This window comes from Lutimaribacter saemankumensis (assembly GCF_900100005.1).
Lineage (GTDB): Bacteria > Pseudomonadota > Alphaproteobacteria > Rhodobacterales > Rhodobacteraceae > Lutimaribacter > Lutimaribacter saemankumensis.
Map to the genome: position 1 here is coordinate 1 of NZ_FNEB01000023.1, position 8669 is coordinate 8669.

The window sequence follows — 8669 nt, forward strand, 5'->3', positions numbered from 1 at the left end:
TTGCCGGTTGATCCAGCTAGTTGCAGCCGCGGGGTTTCCCGCGGCTGCATTTCCTAAGGGACTGAGGCGGAAAACCTGACAGGGTCAAACTGAGAACAAGTTGGTAGGGCCGCTAATTGTCAATTGACCTTTGTTTGACATCTGTGCGCAGCTTTGCTCGTGTTCGGAATAGGTTAAATCCTACCCCCGCAACCAAATATCACAACATTATCAAGTTACTAGCGCCCCTCGGGGCGCTGATCGCGTTTGGGCCACGCGCAAGTCCAATACAGTGACTGAAGTTCAGGAGCGCCAGTGGATTGCAGTGGTCCGGCGAATGCCTGGCTTGGCGCCGAAACAAGTGCCCGTTGCAAAATGCCGTTCGCCCGGTGTGCGATCGAAGTCAACGTCTCAGAGCGGCAGGTCGAGTGAGTGCTTCAACTCCTCCATCGACAGGCTCGAGGATACGTCAAAGATCGATACCCGCGAGACCAGCGCCTTATAGAAGTTATCGAAGGCCTCGGTCGAAGTGACCTGAACCTTCAGGAGGTAGTCGGTGGTACCTGCCAGCCGGTGTGCTTCGATGATCTCCGGCATCTCAACAACAGCGGATCGGAAAACCTCGAGCCACTCGATATCGTGGCGCGAGGTGCTGATCGTGACAAAGAATGTTTGCTTCAGGCCGACCTTGCGCGCGTCCACGATGGCCGCCTGGCGAATGATCGTCCCGTTCGCGACGAGTTTCTGCATACGGTTCCAGACCGTCGTACGGGACAGCCCGACGCGTTCTGCGATTCGATCCAGCGACCGCGTGCAGTCGCGCTGCACCTCACGGAGGATCTTGCGGTCGTCTTCGTCGATGTCGGTTGTTCCGTGGCTCATGGCGGTTTCTGACGTTTGTTCAGCCTCAATGGAAAAACTGGAAAACCTTCCAAATGGGCAATTATTTCGGTTGCTAGGCGGAACAAACACGCATCTACCGGGTGGTGCAATCGAAAAATATTCACATTCCGAGGCCCTATGCAGTTCTTCCCCGTATATCTAAACACCGCGCACGAGAGGATCATCATCTCTGGTGCGGGGGAATGTGCACTGGCGAAGTTGCGGTTGTTGGTTCGAACCCAGGCAGAGATCGTCGTGTCCGGCGCAAATCCAGCGGAAGGCGTTCAAGCCTTTGCACGAGAGGGCCGGATCACGCTTTTGCCTCGTGCGCTGGACCGTTCCGATCTCGAGGGTGCCTTGCTGGTTTATGCCGCAAATGATGACCCAGAGAAGGATGCCGCGGTGGCTACCCTGGCGCGGTCTGTCGGTGTCCCCGTGCTTATAGTGGACAATCTGGATGCGAGCGATTTTATCACTCCGGCTATTGTTGACCGTGATCCCGTGACAGTGGCGATCGGTACGGAGGGTGCGGCGCCTGTCCTGGCGCGCAAGATCAAGGCCGATCTCGAAGAGATGCTGCCGGTGCAACTCGGACTGCTTGCGCGGATCGGCAAAGCGTTCCGCCCCTTCGTGAACCAGTTGCCATTTGGTCGTCCGCGCCGCGATTTCTGGGCCAGGTATTATTTCGAGCACGGCCCCAAGGCGCTGGATATGGGCGAAGTTGCGGTTGAACAAGCGTTGCACTCGCTGCTGGATGAGGTGCGCCATGCTGCGCCCCAACAAGGTCACGTACACTTCGTGGGCGCTGGTCCAGGCGACCCTGAACTGCTGACGCTGAAGGCGCGCAAACTTTTGCATGAAGCAGATGTGATAATACACGATCGGCTGGTGCCCTCTGAAATTCTTGAGTTGGCCCGCCGAGAGGCCAAGATCATCGAAGTGGGTAAGACCCCGTTCGAATCTTCTTGGAAGCAGGAGGACATCAACGCTCTCTTGCTGGAGCATGGCCAACGCGCGCAGGTCGTGCGACTGAAGTCCGGTGATTGCGGAATTTTCGGAAGGCTCGACGAGGAAATCGAAGCGCTGCGCAACGCGGGCGTCACCTATGACGTCGTGCCGGGTATCACTTCTGCGGCCGCTGCCGCCGCCAGTCTCAAGGTCAGTCTGACACAGCGAGATCGCAATTCGGAATTACGTATCATCACCGGGCACGAGGCGAAGGGCTTTTCCGAGCTGGATTGGCGCAGCCTGGCAGCTCCTGGCATGGTTGCCGCGATTTACATGGGCAAGGCGGCCGCAAGTTTTCTTCAGGGGCGCTTGCTGATGCACGGCGCACAGGCCGATACACCCGTGACCATCGTCGAAAACGCGTCCCGCTCCGATCAGCGGATTATTCCGGGCACGCTTGTCACTCTGCCCAATCGCCTGAGGGATGTGACCGGTCCCGCCGTTCTGATGCTGGGTCTTCAACCCGCCGAGGCCGCACGCGTACATCTTCAGGAGGCAAACTGATGGCCCGACCTTTTGCGCCAAAAGTCGCGACGGCGAACCATCTGCTGGAGGGCGATGTTATCTACTACAGCCGTCCGGGTTGGACCCGTGAGTTGTCCGAAGCCACCGTGGCCCGCAGCCCCGAGGAAGCGGAGGCCCTGCTGCGCGAAGCGTCGGGTTTTCCTTTGGAAACTGTCGGTGTCGTCCTGACCGATGTCACACTTGAAAATGGCGTGCCCACCCCGGCGCATTTTCGCGAAACTTTCCGAACCCGTGGTCCTTCGAATTACTTCCATGGAAAGCAGGCTGGCCATGTATAGCTATACCGATTTCGACGAACGCTTTGTTCGTGCCCGTATCGACGAGTTCCGCGGCCAGGTCGCGCGCCGGCTCGATGGTTCGCTGACCGAGGACGAATTCAAGCCCCTTCGCCTGATGAACGGGCTCTATCTGCAACTCCACGCCTATATGCTGAGGGTGGCGATCCCCTATGGCACGCTCAACGCCAGGCAGATGCGCCAATTGGCCTATATCGCGGATCGTTGGGACAAGGGCTATGGCCATTTCACCACCCGACAAAACATTCAGTTCAACTGGCCGAAGTTGCATGACGTGCCCGCGATGCTTGATGCGCTGGCAGATGTGCACATGCACGCCATTCAGACCTCAGGCAATTGCATTCGCAACGTGACTGCGGGCCATTTTGCAGGGGCAACACCTGATGAAGTCGAAGACCCCCGCATAACGGCCGAACTGATCCGGCAGTGGTCAACGGACCATCCCGAATTTGCGTATCTGCCGCGCAAGTTCAAAGTTGCCGTCACCGGTAGCGACAAGGACCGCGCGGTTCTTCGGTTCCACGATATCGGGTTAAGGCTTCGAAAGGTCGCGGATGAAATCGGGTATGAGGTCGTTATTGGTGGCGGCATGGGCCGTACGCCGATGATCGGCAAGACAGTCCGCGATTTCTTGCCCAAGAAAGATCTTCTGGCTTATCTCGAGGCAATCCTGAGAACCTACAATCTGTCTGGGCGGCGCGACAACAAGTACAAAGCCCGGATCAAGATTCTCGTTCATGAAACCGGGCTGGAAGAACTAAAGGCGCGGATCGATGAAAACTTTGCGCAGCAAAAGCGGGTTCTTCCTGATGTCGCGCCGGACGTCGTGGCACGGATTGCAGGAGATTTCCTGGACCCGGTCTTCAAGACAGACCCGGTGCAGCAGCTTACCTTCTCTCCGGCGTTGCAAGCCTTCATTGACACCAACGTGACACCGCACAAGCGTGCCGACCATGTGAGTGTGACGATCTCGACAAAGGCCACTGGCGCGACGCCTGGTGACGTGACCTCTGGACAGTTGTTGGTGCTGGGCGATCTGGCAGAACGATTTGGCTATGACGAGTTGCGCATCAGCCATGAGCAGAACGTGATCCTGCCGCATGTGCATCGCAACGACCTGCCCGCGGTATATGAAAAGCTGCAGCTTGCCGGGCTCGCAACGGCCAATGTCGGATTGATTTCAGATATCATTGCGTGCCCTGGAATGGATTACTGCGCCCTGGCCACTGCCCGGTCGATCCCGATCGCACAGCAGATAGGCGAGACTTTCGCCGATCTCGATGCGCAGCACGATATTGGCCCGTTAAAGATCAAGATCTCGGGCTGCATAAATGCGTGCGGACATCATCACGTGGGCCATATCGGTATTCTCGGGCTCGATCGCGCCGGGGTGGAAAGCTATCAACTTACCCTTGGTGGCGACGGAACAGAGGAGGCCACCATCGGCACCCGTACGGGTCCGGGATTTGCCTATGACGAAGTCGTGCCCGCTGTGGAACGCTTGATCAAGGCATACCTCGCTTTGCGCCATGGCCCGGAAGAAACCTTTCTTGCCGCCTATCGCCGGCTTGGGATCGCTCCGTTCCGGGCTGCACTTTACGAGGTACGAGATGCAGCCGCCTGAAGATATCACGGCGCGCAGACTCAATGCCCGCTTCGGCGCAGCTCCGGCCGAAGCTGCGCTCGCGGTGGCGCTGGACCGCTACGAAGGCCGTATCGCGCTGGTGTCCTCTTTCGGTGCCGAGGCGGCCGTGCTGTTGCATATGCTTTCTCGCATCGACCCGAGCGTGCCTGTACTCTTGCTTGATACACGCCTGCTCTTTCCCGAAACACTGGCTTATCAACAGGAGCTTTCGGCGCATCTGGGCTTGCGTCAAGTGCGGCGTATCACACCCGACGAACGAGCAGACCCCGATCGCAGTCTTCATCGACGCGACAGCACAGCCTGCTGCGCCCTGCGCAAAGTTGCGCCGCTTCAAGCCGCGCTCAAGGGGTTCGATGCCGTAATTACCGGGCGAAAACGGTTCCAGACCGGGCAACGCGCGGCGATGGCTCGGTTCGAGCACGATGGAATGCGTCTCAAGATCAATCCGCTTGCAGATTGGACTGCACAGCAGATTGCGGCCTATTTCGAAACTTACGCTCTGCCACGTCATCCTCTTGTCGCGCAGGGTTTCCCTTTGATCGGCTGTGCCCCCTGCACAAGCCGCGTGGCCGATGGGGAAGAGTCCCGCGCGGGCCGCTGGCGCGGCGAAGCCCGGCAGGAGTGCGGTATCCATTTTGGACCTGATGGAAAAGTAGAGAGAGCAGGATGACACAGATCGTCACAAGCGCCGGGTTCACCCCCGATAAATTCGCGGACGCACCGCTGGTCTCTTTGGCAGAATACCAAGGAACCGGCGCGCTTCTTATGTCGCTGGAAGACGAGATATCGGAAGTCGCCGGACATTTCGATACGCTCAACCTTATCGTCGTCCCATTTCCCAAAAGCGCGGATGGGCGCGGTTTTTCCATAGCAAGGTCTTTGAGAGAATTGGGGTTCTCGGGGTACCTGCGGGCGCGTGGCCATGTGTTGGTGGATCAGTTCCGCGCGGCGCTGCGATGCGGCTTTGACGATGTGGAAATCAGCGGCGAACAAGCACAGCGCAACCCCGAAGCGCAATGGCGTGCGGTCCCGTTTGATCAGAGCTACCAGACCCGTATCACCAATCGGGATGCCCGCCCATGAACGCGCCGGTACAGTTGCCTGACGCGCAAGTCGTCACCCGGATCACCCACTTTACTGAAAGGCTTTTTTCCTTTCGCCTCACGCGGCCCCGATCCTTGCGGTTCCGGTCTGGTGAATTCGTCATGATCGGTCTGCCGGGTGACAATGGCCGTCCGCTTTTGCGCGCCTATTCGATTGCCTCGCCTTCCTGGGACGAGGAATTGGAGTTCTATTCGATCAAAGTGCCGGACGGCCCGTTGACCTCCCGCCTGCAGCATATCCAGCCTGGCGATCAGGTAATCCTGCGCCCCAAACCCGTTGGCACACTGGTGCACGGCGCGTTGCGACCTGGAAAACGGCTTTACCTTATCGCAACGGGTACCGGAATCGCCCCTTTCGCCTCTCTCCTGCGTGACCCTGAAACATACGAGCGTTTTGAGGATGTTATCCTCACGCATAGTTGCCGCACGCCCGAGGAATTGACCTATGGAGAAAGGCTCGTGGCTGCGCTCCCCGAAGATCCACTTGTTGGCGCGCATGTGCGCAAACTGCGGTACTTTCCTACGACTACTCGGGCGCAAAGCGCCCAAATGGGGCGTATAACAGATTGGATTGCGGATGGTCGCCTTGCGGCGCGGTTGGGCCTTCCTGATCTGACACCCTCAACCGACCGCGTCATGATCTGCGGTTCCATCGGTCTGAATACCGACATTAAGGAGATCCTCGAAGCTCGTGGCTTCAAGGAGGGGGCCAATGCCAAGCCGGGCGACTATGTCGTGGAAAAGGCGTTCGTGAGTTGACTGGCGACGGGGGGCATTTCCTGCTGCGAACAACGCCAAAGCAGAGCGCCCTGCCAAAAAAAATCGGCGATAGCGCGAACCGCCTGAATCCGAGGTCGCGATGCACGACGGCGTTCGGAGAATTTCGCGGCCCTGAAAAGGCCAGGCGGCGCCAGGATGGGCGCCGCCTGAGTGAAGGAGATTGGGAGTGAAACCTCCTTCACCAAATCAGATGCCGATGGCCTTATAGGCCTCAGCGATCCGATTTATTGAAAGGGAGTAGGCTGCCGACCGTAGATCAATCGCCGGATCGGATGGATCGTTCCAACGGCGCGACAGTTCGGCATAGGTTGAGCGCATCATGTCATCGAGACCCGAGCGCACCAGATCGATTTCGCGGCGGCCCTGAAAGAACTCCGCCTCGGTTTCCTTTGGAAATGCCCGGCCCGTCATCATTTCCAATGATCTTGCCAGTGTGCGGTGCCCCTTTTCGTCGTAGCGGCGTTCCATCAGACCGAAGGGAATATGGGTCAGGTTCTTGACCCACTCGAAATAGCTGACGGCCACGCCGCCGGCATTTGCATAGAGATCGGGGATGATTACCACGCCCCGGTCCCGCAGCTTCTTGTCGGCCTCGAATGTAGTGGGGCCATTGGCCGCCTCGACCAGCAGCCGCGCCTTGATCGCTTCAGCGTTACCGCTGTGGATTACCCGTTCCATTGCCGCAGGGATGAGGATGTCGCACTCATCCTCCAGCGCCGCGGCTCCGTCCCGGTCGTATGTACCGCCGGCGAAACCTTGAACGCCGCCTGTTTCGGTCACATGCACCTTGAGCGCTTCTATGTCGAGCCCGCTGGAGTTGCGAACCACGCCGTCCCTTTCGATAACGGCCACGATCTTGCATCCATCTTCGGTGCTCAGGAATTTTGCGGCATGGTAGCCGACATTTCCCAACCCCTGGACGACGATGGTTTTTCCGCTCAGACCGTTCCCGGTAAACCCGGCCTTGGCTGCATCGGTCGGCGTTTCAAAGAATGCCTGAACGGCGAATTGCACACCCCGTCCAGTTGCCTCGGTGCGGCCTTCGATACCGTTTCCGCCAAGGGGCTTTCCGGTGACGCAAGCCATGCCGTTGATGTCGTCCGGTTTGAGTCGGCGATATTCATCGGCAATCCACATCATGGTTTGCTCGTTGGTGCCCATATCGGGCGCGGGAACGTTCATGCCCGAGCTGAGGAAGCCATGCCGGATCAATTCCTGTGCGAAACGGCGTGTGATCTTTTCAAGTTCGTGTTCCTCCCACTCGCGCGGGTCGATCATCAACGCGCCTTTGGATCCACCGAACGGCAGACCCAGAAGCGCGCATTTGTAGGTCATGAGCGCGGCCAGCGCCTCGACTTCGTCCTGGTCGGCATCAGGAGAATACCGGATGCCGCCCTTCGCCGGGTTGTTATGCGTGGAATGCACCGCGCGCCAGCCGGTGAACGTGTGCATCCGGCCCCGCAGCCGCACACCGAAGCGTGTGACATAGGTGGCGTTGCACACACGGATTTTTTCGGCCAGCCCTTCGGGCAGGTCGATTGAGGACGCCACCGACTCGAACATGGCGTCCACATCGGACAGAAAGCTGCTCATTTCGTTTCGTCCTTGCCATAGCCGCCGCCGCCGGGCGTATTCATCACGAAGATGTCGCCAGGCGCCATCAGGGCCTCGTCGTTGCCCTTGAGCCGCACGACCGTACCATCGGCCCGCTCGACGTGGTTCTCGCCGGATTGACCTGCGTCACCGCCGGCCGCGCCATGCGGCGGCACTTGCCGATGAGAAGACAGAACAGTGGCAGTCATTTCTTCGAGGAAACGCAGTCGCCGCGTGATCCCGTTACCGCCGCTCCATTTGCCGTGGCCGCCCGACCCCTTGCGGATCGAAAATTCCTCGACCCGGACCGGGAAGCGGGTTTCCAGAACTTCAGGATCGGTCATTCGCGTGTTTGTCATGTGGCTGTGAACCGCGCTTGCACCGTCAAAGCCTTCGCCGGCGCCTGTACCGCCGCAGATTGTCTCGTAGTTCTGGATACGCGCGTTGCCATAGACGAAGTTGGTCATCGTCCCCTGGCTGCCCGCGATGACACCCAGAGCACCGTAAAGCGTATCGGCGATTGCCTGGCTGACCTCGGTGTTCCCCGAAATCACCGCTGCCGGATAGTTCGGGTTGATCATCGAGCCGTTCGGCGCGTGGATTTCGATAGGCTTCAGGCAGCCTTCGTTCATCGGGATATCGGCGCCGACCAGCGTTCGGAAAACATAAAGAACAACTGAGCAGCCCGATCTGATTGGTCCAAGGTAATTGTTAGTGCATGATTGGGCTGGTTTCCATTGGGATGATGGTTTCGGGAGCCGGTGGCCGATAGCCCAATGCACTGTGTGGCCTCTTGGTGTTGTAGTGTTTCCTCCATTGCTCGATCAGGATTTGAGCCTCACGCAGGCTATAGAAGAT

At 58.7% G+C, this 8669-nt stretch carries 9 protein-coding genes and 1 pseudogene; 6 read left to right on the plus strand and 4 right to left on the minus strand.

Annotated elements, in window-relative coordinates:
* Window positions 1-390 precede the first annotated feature (390 nt).
* Window positions 391-861 carry an Lrp/AsnC family transcriptional regulator gene (locus BLT50_RS18415; protein ID WP_090030725.1) on the minus strand — a complete coding sequence of 157 codons (471 nt, stop codon included), beginning with the start codon at window positions 859-861 and terminating at the stop codon, window positions 391-393.
* 138 nt (window positions 862-999) lie between these two features.
* On the opposite strand from BLT50_RS18415, the gene cysG reads away from it, so the two are divergent.
* From cysG to BLT50_RS18445, 6 genes are all read left to right on the plus strand, one after another.
* On the plus strand, window positions 1000-2373 hold the full coding sequence (cysG, locus tag BLT50_RS18420; protein ID WP_090030727.1) for a siroheme synthase CysG: 1374 nt from the start codon (window positions 1000-1002) through the stop codon (window positions 2371-2373).
* On the plus strand, window positions 2373-2672 hold the full coding sequence (locus BLT50_RS18425; protein ID WP_090030728.1) for a DUF2849 domain-containing protein: 300 nt from the start codon (window positions 2373-2375) through the stop codon (window positions 2670-2672). Before cysG ends, BLT50_RS18425 begins: the two co-directional genes overlap by 1 nt.
* On the plus strand, window positions 2665-4314 hold the full coding sequence (locus BLT50_RS18430) for a nitrite/sulfite reductase (RefSeq protein WP_090030737.1): 1650 nt from the start codon (window positions 2665-2667) through the stop codon (window positions 4312-4314). The genes BLT50_RS18425 and BLT50_RS18430 overlap by 8 nt, the downstream gene beginning before the upstream one ends.
* Window positions 4301-5005 (plus strand): phosphoadenylyl-sulfate reductase, encoded by a 705-nt coding sequence (locus BLT50_RS18435; protein ID WP_090030730.1) that lies wholly within the window; start codon window positions 4301-4303, stop codon window positions 5003-5005. The genes BLT50_RS18430 and BLT50_RS18435 overlap by 14 nt, the downstream gene beginning before the upstream one ends.
* A gap of 95 nt (window positions 5006-5100) precedes the next feature.
* On the plus strand, window positions 5101-5418 hold the full coding sequence (locus BLT50_RS18440) for a DUF934 domain-containing protein (protein ID WP_245723463.1): 318 nt from the start codon (window positions 5101-5103) through the stop codon (window positions 5416-5418).
* On the plus strand, window positions 5415-6197 hold the full coding sequence (locus BLT50_RS18445; RefSeq protein ID WP_090030733.1) for a ferredoxin--NADP reductase: 783 nt from the start codon (window positions 5415-5417) through the stop codon (window positions 6195-6197). Before BLT50_RS18440 ends, BLT50_RS18445 begins: the two co-directional genes overlap by 4 nt.
* A 207-nt stretch (window positions 6198-6404) precedes the next feature.
* Here BLT50_RS18445 and BLT50_RS18450 read toward each other — a convergent pair whose 3' ends face one another.
* From BLT50_RS18450 to BLT50_RS18460, 3 genes and pseudogenes are all read right to left on the minus strand, one after another.
* Window positions 6405-7811, minus strand: a complete 1407-nt coding sequence (locus tag BLT50_RS18450) for a Glu/Leu/Phe/Val family dehydrogenase (RefSeq protein ID WP_090030735.1) — start codon at window positions 7809-7811, stop codon at window positions 6405-6407.
* A pseudogene (locus tag BLT50_RS18455) lies at window positions 7808-8491 on the minus strand (hydantoinase B/oxoprolinase family protein); the annotation flags it as partial. The pseudogene BLT50_RS18455 and the gene BLT50_RS18450, both read right to left, overlap by 4 nt.
* 31 nt (window positions 8492-8522) lie before the next feature.
* The coding region (locus BLT50_RS18460; protein ID WP_139170589.1) for an integrase core domain-containing protein at window positions 8523-8669 on the minus strand (147 nt) is incomplete at its 5' end.

Bases quoted from the DNA above. Each gene is read 5' to 3' on its own strand.
- BLT50_RS18425 (WP_090030728.1), top strand. From the start codon at position 2,373: ATGGCCCGACCTTTTGCGCCAAAAGTCGCGACGGCGAACCATCTGCTG.
- BLT50_RS18435 (WP_090030730.1), top strand. From the start codon at position 4,301: ATGCAGCCGCCTGAAGATATCACGGCGCGCAGACTCAATGCCCGCTTC.
- BLT50_RS18430 (WP_090030737.1), top strand. From the start codon at position 2,665: ATGTATAGCTATACCGATTTCGACGAACGCTTTGTTCGTGCCCGTATC.
- BLT50_RS18445 (WP_090030733.1), top strand. From the start codon at position 5,415: ATGAACGCGCCGGTACAGTTGCCTGACGCGCAAGTCGTCACCCGGATC.
- BLT50_RS18450 (WP_090030735.1), bottom strand. From the start codon at position 7,811: ATGAGCAGCTTTCTGTCCGATGTGGACGCCATGTTCGAGTCGGTGGCG.
- cysG (WP_090030727.1), top strand. From the start codon at position 1,000: ATGCAGTTCTTCCCCGTATATCTAAACACCGCGCACGAGAGGATCATC.
- BLT50_RS18440 (WP_245723463.1), top strand. From the start codon at position 5,101: ATGTCGCTGGAAGACGAGATATCGGAAGTCGCCGGACATTTCGATACG.
- BLT50_RS18415 (WP_090030725.1), bottom strand. From the start codon at position 861: ATGAGCCACGGAACAACCGACATCGACGAAGACGACCGCAAGATCCTC.